Annotated in this window: 18 protein-coding genes; 10 read left to right on the forward strand and 8 right to left on the reverse strand. The window is 41.3% G+C overall.

Annotation, left to right across the window (positions count from 1 at the left end; genetic code table 11):
* The first annotated feature begins 2 nt into the window (after positions 1-2).
* Complete coding sequence (locus ACMAZF_RS00190) at positions 3-251, forward strand: DUF3862 domain-containing protein (protein WP_435275498.1); 249 nt, start codon at positions 3-5, stop codon at positions 249-251.
* Between the two features lie 6 nt (positions 252-257).
* Here ACMAZF_RS00190 and ACMAZF_RS00195 read toward each other — a convergent pair whose 3' ends face one another.
* Entirely contained in the window at positions 258-578 is a 321-nt protein-coding gene (locus ACMAZF_RS00195) for a hypothetical protein (RefSeq protein ID WP_435275499.1), read from the reverse strand.
* A 316-nt stretch (positions 579-894) separates the two neighbouring features.
* The gene (locus tag ACMAZF_RS00200) at positions 895-1,737 is read right to left on the reverse strand and encodes a 23S rRNA (adenine(2030)-N(6))-methyltransferase RlmJ (protein WP_435275500.1); all 843 of its coding nucleotides are present in this window, start codon (positions 1,735-1,737) and stop codon (positions 895-897) included.
* A gap of 93 nt (positions 1,738-1,830) precedes the next feature.
* On the opposite strand from ACMAZF_RS00200, the gene ACMAZF_RS00205 reads away from it, so the two are divergent.
* From ACMAZF_RS00205 to ACMAZF_RS00215, 3 genes are read left to right on the forward strand one after another with little or no spacing between them, the layout of a single operon-like run.
* A complete protein-coding gene (locus ACMAZF_RS00205; protein ID WP_435275501.1) occupies positions 1,831-2,733 on the forward strand; it encodes an AAA family ATPase in 903 nt (300 codons plus the stop codon).
* 4 nt (positions 2,734-2,737) lie between these two features.
* Positions 2,738-3,688 (forward strand): DUF58 domain-containing protein, encoded by a 951-nt coding sequence (locus ACMAZF_RS00210; protein WP_435275502.1) that lies wholly within the window; start codon positions 2,738-2,740, stop codon positions 3,686-3,688.
* Positions 3,681-5,669: a transglutaminase TgpA family protein gene (locus ACMAZF_RS00215; RefSeq protein ID WP_435275503.1), complete on the forward strand. Its 1,989-nt coding sequence runs from the start codon at positions 3,681-3,683 to the stop codon at positions 5,667-5,669. Before ACMAZF_RS00210 ends, ACMAZF_RS00215 begins: the two co-directional genes overlap by 8 nt.
* Here the strand turns inward: ACMAZF_RS00215 and ACMAZF_RS00220 are convergent.
* Complete coding sequence (locus tag ACMAZF_RS00220) at positions 5,652-6,515, reverse strand: alpha/beta fold hydrolase (protein WP_435275504.1); 864 nt, start codon at positions 6,513-6,515, stop codon at positions 5,652-5,654. The genes ACMAZF_RS00215 and ACMAZF_RS00220 overlap by 18 nt on opposite strands.
* 41 nt (positions 6,516-6,556) lie before the next feature.
* Between ACMAZF_RS00220 and ACMAZF_RS00225 the strand changes: the two genes are divergently transcribed.
* Positions 6,557-7,504: an alpha/beta fold hydrolase gene (locus tag ACMAZF_RS00225; protein WP_435275505.1), complete on the forward strand. Its 948-nt coding sequence runs from the start codon at positions 6,557-6,559 to the stop codon at positions 7,502-7,504.
* Here the strand turns inward: ACMAZF_RS00225 and ACMAZF_RS00230 are convergent.
* Entirely contained in the window at positions 7,488-8,360 is an 873-nt protein-coding gene (locus ACMAZF_RS00230) for an MBL fold metallo-hydrolase (protein ID WP_435277147.1), read from the reverse strand. The genes ACMAZF_RS00225 and ACMAZF_RS00230 overlap by 17 nt on opposite strands.
* 81 nt (positions 8,361-8,441) lie before the next feature.
* Between ACMAZF_RS00230 and ACMAZF_RS00235 the strand changes: the two genes are divergently transcribed.
* Together ACMAZF_RS00235 and ACMAZF_RS00240 are read left to right on the forward strand one after the other, a co-directional pair.
* The gene (locus tag ACMAZF_RS00235; protein ID WP_435275506.1) at positions 8,442-9,551 is read left to right on the forward strand and encodes a hypothetical protein; all 1,110 of its coding nucleotides are present in this window, start codon (positions 8,442-8,444) and stop codon (positions 9,549-9,551) included.
* 2 nt (positions 9,552-9,553) lie between these two features.
* On the forward strand, positions 9,554-11,590 hold the full coding sequence (locus tag ACMAZF_RS00240; RefSeq protein ID WP_435275507.1) for a winged helix-turn-helix domain-containing protein: 2,037 nt from the start codon (positions 9,554-9,556) through the stop codon (positions 11,588-11,590).
* Here ACMAZF_RS00240 and ACMAZF_RS00245 read toward each other — a convergent pair.
* Positions 11,587-12,723 carry a hypothetical protein gene (locus ACMAZF_RS00245; RefSeq protein ID WP_435275508.1) on the reverse strand — a complete coding sequence of 379 codons (1,137 nt, stop codon included), beginning with the start codon at positions 12,721-12,723 and terminating at the stop codon, positions 11,587-11,589. The genes ACMAZF_RS00240 and ACMAZF_RS00245 overlap by 4 nt on opposite strands.
* Before the next feature lie 201 nt (positions 12,724-12,924).
* Here ACMAZF_RS00245 and ACMAZF_RS00250 point away from each other — a divergent pair, with 201 nt between their 5' ends.
* From ACMAZF_RS00250 to ACMAZF_RS00260, 3 genes are read left to right on the forward strand one after another with little or no spacing between them, the layout of a single operon-like run.
* Positions 12,925-14,382, forward strand: a complete 1,458-nt coding sequence (locus ACMAZF_RS00250) for a TrkH family potassium uptake protein (protein WP_435275509.1) — start codon at positions 12,925-12,927, stop codon at positions 14,380-14,382.
* Positions 14,382-14,915: a menaquinone-dependent protoporphyrinogen IX dehydrogenase gene (gene hemG / locus ACMAZF_RS00255; RefSeq protein ID WP_435275510.1), complete on the forward strand. Its 534-nt coding sequence runs from the start codon at positions 14,382-14,384 to the stop codon at positions 14,913-14,915. The genes ACMAZF_RS00250 and hemG overlap by 1 nt, the downstream gene beginning before the upstream one ends.
* 11 nt (positions 14,916-14,926) lie before the next feature.
* Positions 14,927-15,580: a DUF2982 domain-containing protein gene (locus ACMAZF_RS00260; protein WP_435275511.1), complete on the forward strand. Its 654-nt coding sequence runs from the start codon at positions 14,927-14,929 to the stop codon at positions 15,578-15,580.
* Here the strand turns inward: ACMAZF_RS00260 and trkA are convergent.
* Genes trkA through fmt form a run of 3 tightly spaced genes read right to left on the reverse strand, consistent with a single transcriptional unit; the run spans position 15,561 to position 19,234 of the window.
* Entirely contained in the window at positions 15,561-16,988 is a 1,428-nt protein-coding gene (gene trkA, locus ACMAZF_RS00265) for a Trk system potassium transporter TrkA (RefSeq protein ID WP_435275512.1), read from the reverse strand. The genes ACMAZF_RS00260 and trkA overlap by 20 nt on opposite strands.
* Before the next feature lie 15 nt (positions 16,989-17,003).
* Positions 17,004-18,296: a 16S rRNA (cytosine(967)-C(5))-methyltransferase RsmB gene (rsmB, locus tag ACMAZF_RS00270; RefSeq protein ID WP_435275513.1), complete on the reverse strand. Its 1,293-nt coding sequence runs from the start codon at positions 18,294-18,296 to the stop codon at positions 17,004-17,006.
* Positions 18,293-19,234 carry a methionyl-tRNA formyltransferase gene (gene fmt / locus ACMAZF_RS00275; RefSeq protein ID WP_435275514.1) on the reverse strand — a complete coding sequence of 314 codons (942 nt, stop codon included), beginning with the start codon at positions 19,232-19,234 and terminating at the stop codon, positions 18,293-18,295. Before fmt ends, rsmB begins: the two co-directional genes overlap by 4 nt.
* Positions 19,235-19,239: the final 5 nt, after the last annotated feature.

The raw sequence follows: 19,239 nt of genomic DNA on the forward strand, positions 1-19,239 counted from the left end.
CTATGAAACAAATTTTATTAGCTGCAGCAACGCTCGTTTTATTAACGGCTTGTGGCAAACTTAACAACGAAAACTATCAACAAATCGAAGTAGGTATGGATTATAGCGAGATTGAATCCTTGCTAGGTAACCCTGCTGAATGTGATGAAACCTTAGGTATGAAACAGTGTATTTGGGGCGGCGATGAGAAAAATATCAGTGTGAAATTCGTTGCTGATAAAGTGACTATCTACTCTAAAAAAGGCCTGTAGACTTTATTAATCCATAAAAACCACTTCAAAATGACAATTTAATGGTGCATAGAAGTGGTTTTTTGTTATTGGGCTAAATAACAACGCAGGCTTGACACCAACTGATGTTTCTCGGGTTATATCGCGCCTAGAAAAGTGTGCTTCCTCATTAGTATCTAGCGTAATGGCTAGCGTATTACCATCATATAGCCAGTTTCCCTGCTTAAATTGCAATCTATATTGGCCATCTTTGTGAATTTCTGTTTCAAACTCTACCGTGTGATCAGGTTGAAATGCTATTGTTGCGTATCCTGTTTTACAGCTAACAGATGCTAAATATGGCGGCATTGCATCATCTGGGTTGATGTCTGGATGGTGTAAATAAAGCCCAATATGCCCTTGATGATAATAATGTCTGCTTTGGCCAAATCTTAGCTCTGTGGCTTGTTCAAGTTTGTTATACCAATTGTATTAAGTAAGTGATCTTGTTGTGCGTAGAGAAAATCAGCTAAAACAAGGCGCTCGATTGACTAATAGCTGGCTATTAGGATTGAGAGCAACGCCATTTTAGTTCATTTTAACAAGTACAAGTGGGCAAATATTTAATGCAATTGGTATTATGCAATGCGACACCCTAATCGTAGTAAGCCTATTTGACCGCTTATTATTCTTCAACCAGCCATTCAATCGTATAACTTGCATGTTCATCTTGGGCTAAGTGCTTAAGCAACCAAGGCAAAGAGTCTTTTAATTGCTGCTCTAATTTCCAAGGTGGATTGACAATAATCATGCCTGTGCCAGTCATGCCATATTCACTGGTGTCTTGTTTAACGTTCAACTCGACACGTAAAATTTTACGGATCCCTTGTCGCTTGAACTTCTCACAGAACCGTTCTACTTGAGCACGTGAAACGACTGGATACCAAAGGGCGTAAATTCCGGTAGCAAACTTTTTGTGAGCCGCCACAATGCCATTGATGGCATCGTCATGTTCTGTCTTTAGTTCATATGGCGGGTCGATAAGCACCAATGCGCGACGCTGCGCGGGTGGCATAGCGCCATTTAGACCTTTGTAACCATCAGTTTTTTGAATACGAACTTTTCTATCACCAGCAAACTCTTGTTGTAACAAGGCTAAATCGGTTGGGTGTAGCTCGGTCAGTTCCATGCGCTGGCTATGACCAATCATCGACTTAGCCACTAAAGGAGAGCCTGGGTATTGTGACAATTCATTGGTTGGATTAAATGATTTTATCATATCAACGTATGTCGTCATTGGCGCTGGGATATCGTCACGTTGCCAGATCCGACCGATACCGTCTTTATACTCACCGGTTTTTTCACTGGTCTTGTCTTTTAGATTGTATCGACCGGCTGCTGAATGCGTATCGTGATAAACAAATGGTTTTGGCTTTTGCTGCAGCGCCTCAATAATTAACACTTGAGTAAGATGTTTTAAAACATCGGCAAAATTGCCTGCGTGAAAACTGTGGCGATAACTTAGCATGAAAAGGTCCAAAAATTATTTTGCGATAGTATACCCCTTAACCATTGAATGTTTTAGGATGGTGATAAATAAATTGATGAAAATGAGAGATTAATGAATCCTGCCGTTAAGCCATTGGTTGAACAAATAGATCGCGTTTTATTAGGTAAACAACATCAGATTAAATTGTCGTTATGTTGCTTAATGGCCGGTGGTCATTTGCTGATCGAGGACGTGCCAGGTGTTGGTAAAACGACATTAGCCAATAGTTTGGCTCATGGTTTTGGATTAACGTATCAACGCGTTCAATTTACGAGTGATATGTTGCCAGCCGATTTGTTGGGTGTGTCCATTTTCAATCAAGATAACCATGAATTTAGTTTTCATAAGGGGCCTATATTTAGTCAAGTGGTACTGGGGGATGAAATTAATCGAGCTAGTCCCAAAACACAGAGCGCTTTGTTAGAGGCGATGGCTGAAGGACAAGTGAGTATCGATGGAGATACTTATACGTTGCCGCAACCATTTTTTGTTATTGCGACGCAAAATCCCTTGGAGCACTCAGGCACATTTGAGTTACCTGATTCTCAGTTGGATCGATTCTTAATGCGCGTTACGTTGGGATACCCTAGTGTGGATGCAGAAAAGGCAATGTTGCTGCAATCGACCCAAACATTAGCGTTGCAACAGTTGATTAATGGCGATGAATTATTGGCTATTAAGCAAGAGATTGAGCAAGTTAAGGTCGCTGATGCTGTTATTGATTATATTCTACGCATCGTTGGTAAGACCCGCAGCGATAGTAATTATGCACATCCATTATCGCCTCGGGCAACACGTTCGTTATTAGCGGCGAGTAAATCATGGGCATTTATTGAGGGACGTGATTACGTATTACCTGAAGATGTGCAAGCCATCTTACCAGCTGTGTGTGAACATCGACTCCGTGGCTCGTCACAAACTCGGGCACAGAGTTTGAGTGAGCAGCTATTACATAGTGTTGATCCATTAGGGTAAAGCGATGAAACAACGATTACAGCAACGTTGGATACATTGGCTCAAGCGGCGAATGCCTATTTTGCAAGAAGTGACACTACATCGACGTAATATTTTTATTTTACCTAGCAAGTTTGGCGTAGTCTTTGGACTGTTAAATGTCCTTCTCTTTGTGATAGGAATTAATTATCAGAATAACTTGGTGATTATGCTGAGTAGTTTTTGTTTTTCGCTATTCGTAACAACGATGCTGTTTTGCTATCAAAATATGGCAGGTATGTTAATCAAGCCTGTTGTGCGACTAGAATACATTGCGTCGCAGTTATTAAGTATCGAATGTCAGGTAAGCTGCGACAAAGGGAAACACGGAATTTACTTTAGGTATAAGTCACAACCACAGCAACTGGTTTCACTATTAGAGCAGCAGTCTTCTATTTCATTAACCGTAAAAGAAAAATCTCGCGGTTTGCATCGATTACCGAGATTGATCGTTGCCAGCGAATACCCTTTAGGGTTGTTTCGCGCATGGGCTAATCTTGAGTTTGAGCAAGATGTCATTGTTTTTCCAAAACCCATTGCAAGTAGCCAATCTTTATCTGCAATCGAACAAGGTGATGGTGCTTATTCGTCGAAACGCACAGTTAGCGGTGATAGTTTTTCTGGGCTGGAACCTTATCGAGAAGGAGAGTCTCTTAAGCGAGTTGCGTGGAAACAGCTTGCACAAGGGAAGGGGGTTTTAAGTAAACAATTCGAGCAAACGCTCGGTGAACCTCAGTGGTTAGATCTCGATGATATTGATGGCGGTGATATTGAAATGAAATTAAGTCACTTAGCTTACTTAGTAAATTACTATTCGAGCCTAAATCAACCATTTGGTGTCAAGCTTGGCAACAAAAAGATACCCGTTGGACACGGCAATAGTCATCGTAAGAATGCACTTACTTTGCTAGCAACGTTTGGTGTTTATCATGAATAGCTCATGGTTAGTTAATCGACATATTATAGTGTGGATGATTACGGCATATTTTATCAGTGTCTTAATGTTGTTGGACTATACACCATGGTGGATATTGCCATTTAGCGGCATTGCTATTGGTTGGCGTTGGCTATATGTGATTGGCAAGGTCAGTGTCTTTAATCGTCTTGCGCATCATGGATTAACACTTTCTGCGGTTGCCATGCTCATCGTTACCAGTCTGAATAATGGCATCATGGAGAATATGGTAAACCTATTGCTGCTTGCTTATGGCTTAAAATTCATAGAGCTACGGCAAAAGCGCGATGTGTTAGTACTGGTGATTGTTGGCATGATTACTATTGCGGTGACCTTTATTTACAGTGAATCTTTAACGACGACACTAGTGGCTGCCGTTTTGGTTGTACTGCATTTGAGTATTTTACTGTCATTACATGCGCCGAAAATGCGCTGGCATAAACAGTTGCAGCTGGCGGCCAAAATTGGGGCTTTGTCTTTGCCGTTAACAGCAAGTTTGTTTCTGGTGATGCCTCAAATTGGTCCGTTGTGGTCGATGTCAGTTGCTGGTGGCGCCACAACCGGATTATCTGACAATATGTCACCTGGTGATATAGCGCAGCTTCGCAGTAGCTCAAAACTGGCGTTTAGCGTGACATTCGATGGAGAGCCTATACCGAAGCAACAGCGATATTGGCGGGCACTGGTGCTTGATAAGTTTGATGGTCGCCAATGGCAACAACGAGAAAAGCGTTCACGGTGGTTACCTTATAAAGACGAAGTTACTTGGCCAGATCTCTCCGGTGAGCCGAGTATAAAATATAGGATCATCGCTAAATCGAGTAATCAGCATTGGTTGTTTGGCTTAAACGTTGCGACAAGCGCTGATAACAATGTGAAGTCGATGGCCGATCTTACGCTAAAATCGAGGAGTCCGCTGGCATCAACCACAGCGTATGATGTCATTAGTTATCCTCAATTAGCGAGTAAGTTGACTTTAACTGCTGCACAACGTGTGCACAATTTGCTTGTGCCTGAGCATAGCAATCAACAAACAAAGGCATGGGTAGATATTCAAAGACCGCTCTTCGATTCTGACTTGGCTTTTGCCCAATCAATACTCCGGATGTTCAACGAACAGTCTTACTTTTATACGCTTGAGCCACCATTATTGGGGGATAACAGCGTTGACGATTTTCTATTTTCAACGCAGCGAGGTTTTTGTTCTCATTATGCCAGTGCTTTCACCTTAATGATGCGATATGCCAAGATACCCGCGCGCGTAGTAACAGGTTACCAAGGTGGAGAATGGAATGAAGAAGTTAAGTATTTAAATGTATATCAATATGATGCTCATGCGTGGACCGAAATTTGGATTGACGGCTCGGGTTGGGTTCGCATCGACCCTACGGCACATATTCATCCAGACCGCGTTATTTCAAGTTTAGATGACCAACAAGCTCAGCCATTTTTAGGAGGCAACACTTTCAGTTTGGTTCGCTATAAGCAAAACCCTTGGTTAAATAGTTTACGCTTAGCGTTAGCTGACGTTGAGTTTTACTGGAGTCGTTGGGTTGTTGAATATAACAGTGATAAGCAAATGCAACTGTTGGAGATGTTGCTTGGAAAATTGACGAGCTTAAAAGTGATATTATTTACGCTGACGTTGATGGCTGTCATCGGATTAATGCTGTGGTGGCAAAGCGGGTTTCGTTGGCAACGCCCGACAACAAAAGAGCAATTTGAGCGAGTTTATGCAGCACTGATTAAGCAAATGGCAATTCATGGCGTGGAGCGACAATGTCATCAAACGCCAAACCAATACTGCCAATTACTTATTAATAAATATCCTAATTTAGCAATTGAAATTCAAGAGTTTACTGATTTTTATAATCAAATAAATTATCAAGAAACAGCAACTGTTTCACCGCAAGATGTAAAGCATGCCAAACGTTTATTGATGCAACTATTCCAAAAAATCTAGAATGGCATGGGCAACATCACGTGGTGCCTCCATTGGTAACAAGTGGTGTTGTCCTTGAAATTCAATATAGGTATCGTGCGGTTTAATCTTTTGCCATTTTGACCATGATTTTGGTGTTAGGAATTCTGAATTTTCTGCCCGTAATCCTAAAAATGGTTTGTTTAGTTTGCGCAAAATGGGCCATGCATGTGGTGGATGTTGATAAAACCAAGCTTCCCATTGTTTGCTATAACGTAATTGCCAATGCGAACCAACTTGTTTGGTGCCGCCGACGATGAACTGCCATAACGCTGGGTCTGAAAGTGCCTGGTAAGCACGTTTACTGCGATGGAAATCAAACGCTTGCTGCAGGCTTTGCCATTGATCGGGGCGACCTAAGGTTTTCTTAATCATTTTTGTGCCGCTAGTTAGCTTATTCGGTAGGTAGTTTGCTAACTTTACCAATGGTGTCGGCAGAAATATCGGATCAATAAAGACAACTTTATCAAATAATTCAGGTGCTTGTTCAATTGCCATCAGTAAAACAATGGCGCCCATTGAATGACTAACACAATGGAAAGGCTTGCTTTGACGGTGGGATCGGGCAAATTTTAACAAATCGTTTGCGAGCTTTGGCCATTGATTTTCAAGCCATGGATCACTGTCATCCCAGCATGCTCGACTCAACGGCGCTAATACGTCGTAACCTTTTAGTTGCTCTAGCAATGGTTTATAGCAGCCACTTGGATAACCATTGGCATGAATGAATAAACAGGGGATATCACCTTGAGAAAATTGGAGATATGGGATCTCAGTTGACTGACAAACCAATTCGTCAACGCTATCATGCTTGTGGCTAGTATCCATGTTCTGGCATCATACCTATTCTAAAATTATTCGGAAAAACAATGAGTCATTGGTTAGGGAATTTACAACAAAGTACGCTTCAAGGCACTAATAATATTACAATTCATTATTGTGCAATGGTACAGACTGAACCATCTCCAGCCATGATAATGGTTAATGGACGGACTGAAAGCTACTTGAAGTATCAATCGCTAATTAATGAGTTTTATCAGTTAGGTTATAGCGTTTACATGCTTGATCATCGTGGGCAAGGTTTGTCGCAACGATTACTCAACAATCATCACAAAGGCCACGTTGAAGATTTTTCTTTCTACATTGAAGATCTGACATTGTTCATTGATGATATCGTTTTACCTAATGGGCATTCTCATCATATTTTATTGGGACATTCGATGGGGGGTACCATTGCAACTCGTTATGTTCAAACTAAAATTCATCGAATTGAACGCCTTATTTTAGCCAGTCCAATGCATGGTATTTTACTACCAGCACCGCAATTTATTGTTGAACAGCTGACCAATGCTGCCATGATGACAGATAGACTATTACAACGCGAATCAAGTTATGTATTGGGGGGTAAACCCTATGATAACGCCGAATTTGAAGGTAATGATTTAACACAGGATGAGTCGCGTTATTCAAACTTTCGACAAGTGTATGAGGATACGCCACAACTGCAATTAGGCTCTCCAACTTATCATTGGCTGCAAACTTCATTGCAGGCATGTAAAGCCTGTTTACAAGATGCCGAAAAAATTACGATACCAACATTATTACTACAGGCTGGCGCAGATACCATTGTTGATAATAATGCCCAAGATGAATTTGTCTGTAACATGCAGCCATCATTGATTGAGAAGGTAGAAATTGTCGGTGCACGTCATGAGCTGTTCTTTGAACTGGAAGATTACCGCACTCAAGTTATTGCTCAAGTGCGACGGTTCTTAGCGTTTAATGATGATGCTGAAAAAGTTAATGGTGATGTTTAGCCTTTAAACTTCGATAAAACAATTCAGTCGTGCGTTCTTGTGATAACCAATTACTGTATTTTAAATTTAATGGGCTTAACGGAGCTATTGCAACAACTTCTGCCATTGTTTTGTTGCCACTCATTGCTTCTATCATGAGGCTGCGTGCGCGTTTTAATAAGACTAAGTATTTCTTTAAGCTTTTTTTATCAGTGACTTGCCCATGACCAGGAATGATAGTAGTTTTGTCATCTGCGTGAGTTAACACATCTGTTACAGCGTCAATCACACCGCTTAAACTACCGCCGCTATCAACATCGACGAAGGGTAATCCACCGAGATTAAAGTAAATGTCGCCAAGGTGAATAACGTTTGCTTTTGTGAAAAATACGACTGAATCGCCATCTGTGTGAGCATGAAGGTAATGCTTTAAATTGGCTTTTTCATTATTAAAATGCAATGTCATATCGTGACCAAAGCTTAATACAGGCAGAAACTTTGAGTTTTTACCGTGTTTTTCTTCCAATCTTTTATGAACATTGTGATGAGCAATGACATGGCTTCCATCGTTGGCAAAGTTTTCGTTACCGCCGGTGTGATCACTATGATAATGGGTACTAACTACAAATTCTGCTCGATTAGTTTGAATGTTTCCTAACGCTTTTTTAATGTCATTTGAGAGGCGAGCAAATTGATCATCAATGATATAGAGTCCGTCCTTGCCGTGGCTTACTGCTATGTTACCGCCTTGTCCGTAAATAACATGTAGTTGCTTAGCAACCGGCGTTACTGTGAGTGGGCTCTTGTGCTCGTCAGCAATTGCTAATGGTGAACCAAGTAATAAACCGGCACTTAATAATGTAGTTAATTTCATTATCGATACTCCTATGTATGGTTGGTTATTGGTTCTCACTTTGACATACTAGGCTCACAAGGTAAATCATAGAAATGTAACCATATGAATGTAAGGTTTTTAATCATTAGCCTCTTAGTAATCAGTAGCTATCCTGTTCTAGCAAACGAGAGTAATTTCTCTGTTGATAATAAGCCCGTCACAGGGAAAATTGTGCCGTTAAATAGTCAAGATTTGTGTGATGTTGCGGCAGGCGCTAAAGCTTATTTGGATAAAGGAGAGGATTATGATGCATTGGCTAATCATGCCGGAATTAGTGAAAGTTTTGGAGGGAACTTAGTAAGAGTTAAAGCGACACTTTCATTTATTTGTAAGATAAATCAGGAAGATAAACATTCAAGTCGCCCCTCTCGTTTACATGATATTAATTTTATTAATCAACACTTTGAACGCGTACGCTGGCGACCAGATCAAGAACAGTCAGCAAAATTTTCACATCAGAAACCACTGTTAAAAAATATGCCAGCAGACAAATTACTGCTAACTAAGTATTACATTAAAAAAGCGACTGGCAGCTTGGCTAAGTCGAGTGATACGCCTCATGCGTTGTATGAAATACCCTATGATGAGCAGTCATTAACACTCGAACAAGCCGACGCTAAAAAAGCGAGTATTACCCGATACCAATATACTAAGCAGCAGGTGCTAACAGGTGTGTTAGACAAACAAGGTCTTGCGAAGCCAATGGTTTGGTTATCTCGAGATAATTTAGAAGATACGCTGATGCAAGGGACTGTCATGATTGAAGATAATCACGGTAAAGCGATGCATTTCTACAATGTGCATCGCAATAATGGTATCGGTTATGATCGTAATCTCAAGAAAGAACAGCAAGGTCGATATTGGTATTTTAAACAAACAAATAGCGTGTTGGGTTACGGCAAGGATGCAAGTTATAAAGTGCCAATTAAACCGCTCGTTACTGTGGCTGGAGATCTTGCTCATTTAGGGTTGGGCAAACTTATCATGCTAAGCCACAACAACGAACACCGTTTAGTGGTGCTGGCTGATACTGGTGGGGCATTTGAAAACAATCAATATCAGTTGGACTATCTCGGCGGTTATTTTTATAACTGGCAAGATTACATCAAGACCTATAGGAATTTTCCTGATTATGTTGAATCTCGTATTTTGCTATTGAAAGAAGGGCATTAGGCATGATGGCGCCGCAATGGATAAATGACAACAAAGTCGATTGGCAACGCGGTGAGGTGACCGTCGCCACGCAGATAAAGTCAGTTGAACCTAAAGCAATGGCGGTATTGCGAGTGCTTGTTGAAGCGAAAGGTGATGTTGTTACCCAGCAAGAAATTTTAAGTCGGGTGTGGGGAGGTGTTGTGGTTGCTCCGAATGCGCTTCAACGATGTATTGCGCAATTACGTAAAGTATTTAACGATGATGCAAAAACACAATCGGTCATCAAAACACATCCTAAGTTGGGTTATAGTTTAGTGGCTCATGTTTCACTATCTGCTAGTGAGCGTGTAGTGACTAATCGCTCATTTAAGCTCTATTCATTGCTGTTTTTTTCTGCTGTTGCATTGGCGAGTGGCTTGTTATGGCCGCCCAGTGATAAAGGGTTATCAAGTTTACCAATAAGTGTTCAGCAAGTATCGATGATAACGAGTGACGATGCGCCACAATTTGGCGGTGTCGTTGTTGATGACAACATCATTTTTATTGAAGGCGATTTACCACAACATCAACGAATTGTGTCTAAACACCTTAACGATGGTCAAACAGTAATATTGTCAGACAATCTTTGGTTAAATGGTGAGTTGGCGGTTAGCTTTGAAAGGGATGCGCTGTACGTTAGTCGTTTATCAATCACTGATGACATTAAGTGTAGTGAAATAGCTAAATTGTCCCTTTATTTAGGCGAAGATAAAGCCAGTGTTATTAAATCGAGCGCGTTGAAAACAGTGATACCTTGTGTTCAAGGCTTTTACCATCAGCCTCAATCATTTGGCCAAGACAAGTTGTTAACGCTTCATCGTTATGGTGATGGTATTAATAGTTTGCAATTACACGATCTACTTAATGGCATGATTACGAATATCAATCATCAACTTGGTGATTTGGTTAAATTAGCGGTTGCAAGAGACACTAAACAACTGGCTATTCTCAGTCATCAACAAGGGAAGTTCCAAGTCAGTTTGGTATTACTCGCAAATAATAGTCTTGAAGTATTGCAGCAATGGAATGTTGAAGATGCAGTTGCAGACTCAGCAATTCGTTGGCTGTCAGTCAATGAATTCGCGATAGCTGCTACGCAGTCACTTAAATTCTTTCGAGTCGATGGAAGCGCGCATTCACTAATGATGCCTAGTCGTGACGCCTTGTTTGCTGTCTTACATTATGATGACCGATTTATTGTTGAGCTGGGACGCGAAGATTGGGATGTTCATCAAGCACAATTAGATGGCGATAGTTCAAACGCTAAATACGAAAATATCGCTCGCTCTATCTATGCAGATTCTTCTGGTAGTTTTAGACCGCAACACCCCTCTGTAAGCGTGTTGTCGTCACGTAGTGGCAATAAACAGATATGGCTTAAGAAAGAAACAACTAACCTGCAACTGACTGGCAGTCAATATGATGTCTCTTCCTATGTCTGGTCTGGTGATGGTCTAGCCATTATTTATGTTAGTCATGGTCAACTGTGGATACAAAAGATCGGTGAGTCAGCTCGAAAGCTAGCGGCGTCATTTGAAGTGCATAGTATTTATCAGTGGTTTATTGACAATCAAAACGCTAAAACGCTGTTAGATGTCGTTATTAATGGGCACCGTGCGCTCGTTGAATATGACTTAGTCTTAGAAGAAGTGACATCGACAATAAATATTGAGACTCAGTGGGCGCAACGTACCAGTTATGACCAATACGTCATCAGTTCTCAAGGTGGTTATTTGAAAAAATTGCACGTTAATAACAATGAAATTGATGTTAGTGATATTGAGCAAACTCAATCAATGAAACTGCAATGGCGTTTTTTCTATCGTGCTGATCACAGCTTATATTTTCAAGATAAACAACAGAACATTTGGCGTTTATCAATGGCTGATCTTGGTCTGGAAAAAGTTGGACATTATGATGAGAACACCTTACTGATGACCGATATAGATCCTCAGCAAAGTCGTTACCTCAGTGATGCGTTTAAACGCAAAGTAAGAGACTTTGCGTTTATTAACTAGTTTCTATCAATGATCCGCTGGATATAATCAGTTGCTTCTTGGTTTTTCTGTGTCTGGGCGAGACTTAGTGCGTGAGTAATGACCTTTTTGTATAAAGCGGGGTGGCTATTTTCTAAATGAACATTTGCTAAAATAGTTCGGTAATAAATGTTGTCTGGCTTTAACTTAAGAATATGTTCAAGTGTTTCTATTTGAGCTGCTGCCTGATTATGTTGGCCATAGTAATCACTTAAATCATGAAGTGTGTTAACTGGTGACAGCGCATAACCGTATTTTCTTTCTAACGATTTGTAGTATCGATTAACAGCAGGTACGCCTTCTTTAGCCATTAATGATAAGTCTTTCGGGTTGCGATCTGCGAATACTTGTTCTAATGCCTTCGGTAATAACGCCATTGGCGCTGTGTAATAGTTAATGTCGCTTTGGTTATCTAAATGCAGAGCCAATTTAGAATGGGTTTGGTGGCTGAATGTTGAAAGTTCTTCAAACGCACTGTGATTCTGAGAGAAATTACCTAAAGAAATATACGCTGAGCGAAACTTTAACTGGTCACTGGTCAATTGTTGTTTTATGCGAGCCATGAGGTTACTTTTGTCTAGCACCCACGCTGGATTGATGCTGATGTAGGCGTTAAATAAATGTGGTGCATCAGCTAGGATATTTAATGGTAGGTTAGCGTTTGTTGAGTAGCCTTCCAAAATACTAAATGGCAATAATGGATAACGTTGTTTTATTTGAGGTAGGATTTCGCGCTCTAATATCTTTATCGTTAGTTTTGTATTGAGTCCTGACGCTTGGACATCTTTACCTTGTTGTTCATTTGGCGAGGCAATATAAGGCAGCTGCACAACAATAAGTGGCGGAATAGGGCCAAAACTTACATGGCTCATCCAGTTTATTTGTTCAACCATAGACTTTAATCGCCTATCACTTGCGGTTGTATACAGCGCAATGTAGCGTTGGTCGTCATTATCTTTGAAATTGGTGGGTAAGGTTATCGATACTGAAAGAGGCTGCTTGGTAAATTGACTCTTGATGTCAATTTGATGAGTAATTTGTTGGTTGGCATGAGCCAACGTGGTCACGCCCAGTAAAATGAAGAAAATTAGCGTCTTAGTAACGGTTAAAGTCATGGTTATTCCTTGTGAATGAGTTACCGAGTATTTAACGTGCTTATTACGCTAATAGATTGATTTTTTTATGTGTAAAAACTGATTTTTTTATGATTATTGGTTAAAAAACTTGATGAAAGACAAAGCGATATTTTTCATATCTAAGCTATGATACATTAGCGCTTATATCCCTTACTTAAATAACATGACACCCTCGAACTTATGCAAACACGCTCTTTGATTCGAATTCTTGGTTTATTGATTACCATTTTTAGCACAACTCTACTTATTCCTGCGTTAATTGCGGCGCTGTACGATGATGGTGGTGGTGTTGCCTTTGTTCAATCATTTATTGTATGTGTCATCATCGGTTTGTTTTGTTGGTACCCTAATCGAGAGCATAAGCGTGACCTAAAAGTGCGCGATGGATTCGTGGTGGTGGTGATGTTTTGGTTAGCGCTGGGAAGTGTTGGTGCGGTGCCTTTTGTGCTGTCAGACAAACCCGATATGAGCTTGACAGATAGCGTATTTGAATCTTTTTCAGCTCTGACAACCACTGGTGCAACGGTTATTACTGGGCTTGATAACTTACCTAAAGCAATACTGTTTTATCGACACTTACTGCAGTGGTTAGGTGGAATGGGGATAATCGTACTCGCTGTTGCTGTACTGCCAATGCTTGGTGTCGGTGGAATGCAGCTATACCGTGCTGAAACCCCTGGGCCTGTCAAAGATTCAAAGATGACACCACGAATAGCCGAAACGGCTAAGGCGTTATGGTATATCTATTTGGTGTTAACAACCTTGTGTAGCTTGGCTTATTGGGCTGCCGGCATGACACCTTTTGATGCCATTTGTCACAGCTTCTCTACGATAGCAATAGGTGGTTTTTCTACGCATGATGCGAGTATTGGTTACTTTGACTCATCACTTATCAATTTGATTTGTGTAATATTTCTACTGATATCAGCGATTAATTTTAGTTTGCATTACGCGGCGATTATTCGCCCGAAGCAAATGCTTCGTTCTTATTTTAAAGATCCAGAAATGCGTTTGTTTTTCTTATTCCAATTGGCGCTTGTCGTCATTGTTTTTAGCGTTCTGTATCGTGAAAACATTTATAATTCAGTAGACGAAGCCTTTGATCACGCTTTGTTTCAAGCGGTATCTGTTTCCACAACGGCTGGATTTGGCACACAAAGCTTTAGTGGTTGGCCGCTGTTTTTACCTTTATTGTTAATTTTTGCTTCCTTTGTTGGCGGGTGTGCTGGCTCAACTGGCGGCGGCATGAAGGTTATTCGTGTTGTATTACTATTTTTACAAGGCGCACGAGAGCTTAAACGATTGGTTCATCCACGCGCTGTTTATGCTATTCGTCTCGGCAATAAGGCTTTACCAGATAGGGTTGTCGATGCGGTTTGGGGATTCTTTGCTGCGTATGCATTAGTGTTTGTTATTTGCATGTTGGCGCTACTATTCACAGGTCTTGACGATATTACCGCGTTTAGTGCAACGGCAGCTTCTCTCAACAACCTAGGCCCAGGACTTGGCGAAGTCGCTGCTCATTACGGTGATATTAATGATGCGGCAAAATGGATTTTGGTTATTGCAATGTTGTTTGGACGCTTAGAAATATTCACCTTACTAGTCTTATTTACACCCGTATTTTGGAAAAACTAATGTCGACGATTGCTTTAATTTACTCTACTCATGATGGCCAAACATTAAAGATATGTCAGCGTATTGCGCAACGTATGCAAGCCAATGGGCAGCAAACGTCATTACTGTCATTGGCTGACTGCAGCACTATTAATTGGCAAGAATTTGATCAGGTTATTATTGGCGCTTCTATTCGTTACGGTCATTTAAACAAGGCGTTATATACGTTTATAGAAACTCATAAAGAGTCGTTAGAACAGATAAATAATGCGTTTTTCTGTGTCAATCTTACCGCCAGAAAACCAGAAAAGAACACCCCAGAAACCAATGCGTACATGAAGAAGTTTTTAACATTATCATCGTGGCAGCCGCAAAATTTGGCCGTATTCGCTGGTGCGCTACTTTATAGTAAGTATGGGTTCTTCGATAAGTTTATGATTCGGCTAATCATGAAGATTACTGGTGGAGAAACTGATACCAGTAAAGATATAGAATATACAGATTGGGACAAAGTCGACGCCTATGCTGACACGCTATTGGCGTCTTTAGCTTAGTTGCTAATTCAATGAAATTTCCAATTCATATCGCATCGCCAGCACCTAACTATAAACAGTTTTTTATGCTGGCTGGTGGTTTGATATTGGTGCTAGCAATAGTTGGGCAAATAGTGTGGCCAACGCTCGCTTTGCAATTTGGTTTATTATGTCTTGGGGCTGTTGCGCTAATATCCATTGGTATTGCAAAGTATTTAGAGCCAGCAGTCAGTATTAAGTTGACTGAAAATTCGATCCGTTATTTCCATCGATATGGTCAATGGAAACTAGATTGGCGTAACATTAGTCGTATTCATATCCCTCGGTTTTATCATCAACTAGAACATCGAGAAATATCCTATATAGGGATAAAAGTAGATGATTTAGAAGCCTTTCTTGATAATGTTTCACCGCGCTTTGCAAGCCGAATTATTCATGAGCATCGCGATATTTTAGCACTCGCTATTTCCCAAGGTGATATCAATACGGCACAGGCGCAAATCAACTTATCACCATTCAAACTCCCTTCTGGATTTGAAATAAAGGGGTCGTTGGCGCCATTTTTCCATCAAATGATATTGTTAGAAAGGCTTTATGGCGCCCATTTGTTTATTCCGTTCAGCGGGTTAACAATGCCGCCTAACGACATTATTAATCAGATGAATATTATAAGAAAAATGCGCTAGGTGAGAAGAGTCGCTCGATGTCGCCAATGTGCTTCTTGTCGATTAAGAAAAGAATGACGTGATCGCCAGTCTTAATTTCAGTTTTATCATGAGCTATCAACACATCGTTATCACGGACAATGGCACCAATGGTCGCACCCGGTGGGATCTTAATATCCATAATACGGCGGCCAACAACTTTGGATGTCATGGAGTCGCCATTAGCAATAGCCTCAATGGCTTCTGCTGCGCCACGACGTAACGAATAAACATTACTAATGTCACCGCGTCTAACGTGGGAAAGTAAGGCTGAAATGGTAATTTGCTGCGGTGAGATGGTAATGTCGATGTTGGTATCTTCCATTAGATCAGCGTAAACGCTGCGCTGTATTAACACCATTACTTTTTTTGCACCCATTCGCTTGGCCAACATTGAAGACATTATATTGGCTTCATCGTCATTGGTTACTGCAATAAAGAGATCGGTTTGCTCAATGTGCTCTTCACTCAACAGCTCATGGTCCGCACCATCACCAACAAAAACAGTTGCTTTGGTTAGCTGTTGGGATAAGGCTTGCGCTTGCTTTGGGTTACGCTCAATGAGTTTAACTTGATGGCTATGCTCTAATTGCTTAGCAAGGCCTGCACCAATATTACCACCGCCGACAATCATTACGCGTTTGTAATGATTTTCAAGTTTTTGTAGTTCGCCCATAACGGCGCGAATATGGCCCGTTGCTGCAATGAAAAATACTTCGTCATCGGCTTCAATAATAGTTGTGCCTTGTGGCCTAACTGGGCGTCCTTGTCTAAATATCGCGGCAACTCGTGCATCGATGTTTGGCATGTGCTCTCTAAGTGCCGATAGCGCATGCCCTACTAAGGGGCCACCGTAATAGGCTCTTACAGCCACTAAACTTACTTTTCGATTGGCAAATTGCAATACTTGTAGTGCGCCCGGATAGTCTACTAGGCGGCGAATATAGCCGGTTACCAAGGTTTCTGGAGAAATCAGCTCATCAATGATAAAGCCAGTGTTCTCATTATTCTTTTCTCGTTTCTTGTCATCTTTGAAGCAAGCTTTTTTAGAATGAAAAAGATGCTTGGCAACGCGCAGGTAATCTTCATTACGGATACGCGCGATTTTTGTTGGGACTTTATATAACGAATAGGCGACATGACATGCGGTCATGTTAATTTCATCTGAATTGGTCACGGCAATAACAAGGTCGGCATCATCAGCTCCGGCATCAAGTAATACTTGTGGATGCGATGCATGGCCATGTACGGCGCGCAAATCTAATTTATCTTTGAGTTCAGCGAGTGCTGCTCGATCACTATCAACAATAGTGATATCGCTGTCTTCACCAACGAGGTTTTCTGCGAGGCTTCCGCCAACTTGCCCTGCACCTAAGATAATTATTTTCACGCGGCTTACCTTTGTTTATCGTTTTTGTAGTTTTGCGTAGTAAAAACCATCGCTATCGTTGTCACCAGGTAATAACTGCCATCCTGGTTGTTCAGGCGTATCGCTTTCATGTAATGGAATTAGTTCAGCGTCTTGATGACGTTGTAAAAACTGTGTTACTTGCTGACTGTTTTCGTTTGGAAGAATCGAACATGTCGCATAAACAAGCGTACCGCCAGACTTTAACAGTTGCCAGCTAGCATCGAATATTTGTTGCTGTAATTGGACTAATTGCTCAATATCGCTGTCACGACGTAGCCATTTTATATCAGGATTACGACGAATCACGCCTGTTGCAGAACAGGGCGCATCTAATAAAATGCGATCGAACTGCTTTTTGTCCCACCAAGCTTCTGGTTGAGTGCCATCACCGCAAATTAATTCAGCATTGAGGCCAATACGTGTCAGATTTTGTTGGACGCGGTCTAATCGCTTTTCATCACAGTCGAGAGCAACAACCTCAATATCCTTCGTTAATTCAAGGATATGGCATGTTTTACCACCGGGGGCTGCACAAGCATCTAGAATGCGTTCGCCTGATTGAGCGCCAAGTAGTTCCGCGGCTTGTTGCGCCGCAATGTCTTGTACAGAGCATGCACCGGTATCGAAATTTGGTAGAACAGTGACAGGCACTGGTTGTGCTAACAAAATACTGTTATCGCCAATTTCACCAGCAGTTGCTTCAATGTCTAGCGCAGCCAGTTGTGCAAGATAATCGTCACGACTTTGCATGGCGCTGTTATTGCGGATCCACATCGGTGAGCGTTGATTATTAGCGTGTAAAACTTGTTGCCACTGTTTCGGATAGGCTGCGGTTGCACGCTTAATAATCCATTTCGGATGATTAAAGGTGATAGGCCCTTTCGTTGGCATTTTTTCACGTAAGCTTTCATGCTCCCGCTGCAGGTTTCTTAGCACACCGTTAACAAGGCTTTTAAATTTAGGACGTTGTATATCATCGACAGCAGCAACTGTTTCGCCAAGTGCGGCGTGAGCAGGTACACGTGTGTGTAATAATTGATAAGCTCCCACTAACAACAGGTGATGTACAATGCGCTGCTTACCTTTTAATGGCTTATCCATCAAGGTATTAACGTAGTATTCCAACTGTGTTAACTCTCGCATTACGCCATAGGTTATTTCTTGAAGTAATGCTTTGTTTTTGGGATTGTCGATCGATGATTGTGCATAAGGCAGCGCAGTGGCAAGAGACTCACCACGTTCTAATACTGCTGCAACAGTTTGTGCTGCAAGGGCACGTAAATTCATAGCTGACTGCCTACTTCAAATAACGCTTTACGACTGTTTAATATATCGTTTATTGCCATTGCTTTTTTGCCTGGAAATTGAAGGTTCAGTAAGGTCATTGAGCCTTGGGCTGTTGCAACTACAATACCTTTCTTATCTGCACTGATAATGGTGCCCGCAGGCGCAGACACTGGCGTATTGTCGCAGGTTGCATGCCAAATTTTGACGTTTATCTCTGCAACTTGGAAATAAGAAACAGGCCACGGATTAAAAGCTCGAACGCAACGTTCAATATGCTGTGCACTCTCATTCCAGTCAATTTTAGCTTCGTCTTTAGATAACTTATGTGCATAGGTCGCCAAGTTGTCATCTTGAGTTTCAGCGTTTAGTTTGCCTTGGCTCAGTAAATCAATGGCTTCAACAAGAGCACCTGGTCCAAGTTCTGCCAGTCGGTCATATAATGTTGCGCTAGTTTCATCACTTGCGATATCTAAGCTTGCTTTATATAACATAGCGCCAGTGTCTAAGCCTTTATCCATTTGCATGATAGTAACGCCACTTTGTGCATCACCTGCCCAAACTGCACGCTGAATTGGTGCCGCACCGCGCCATTGAGGTAATAATGAACCATGAACATTGATACAACCAAGACGAGGTGTGTCTAAAACCACTTGTGGTAAAATTAAACCGTAAGCAACAACGACCATCAAGTCTGCATTAAATGATGCAAGCATTTGTTGAGCGTCGGTATCACGCAGTGATTTAGGTTGTACTACTGGTAAGTCATGCTCTAGTGCTAAGTTCTTCACGGCACTTGCTTGTAGTTTTTTTCCACGACCTGAGGGGGTATCTTCTTTGGTGTAAACCGCCACAATTTCATGTGACGATTCAATTAAAGAAGCGAGGTGCTTGGCAGCAAAATCTGGTGTGCCAGCAAAAATGATTCGCAATGGTTGCAAGCTAG

The sequence above is a fragment of the Psychrobium sp. nBUS_13 genome, from assembly GCF_051201665.1.
Taxonomy (GTDB): domain Bacteria; phylum Pseudomonadota; class Gammaproteobacteria; order Enterobacterales; family Psychrobiaceae; genus Psychrobium.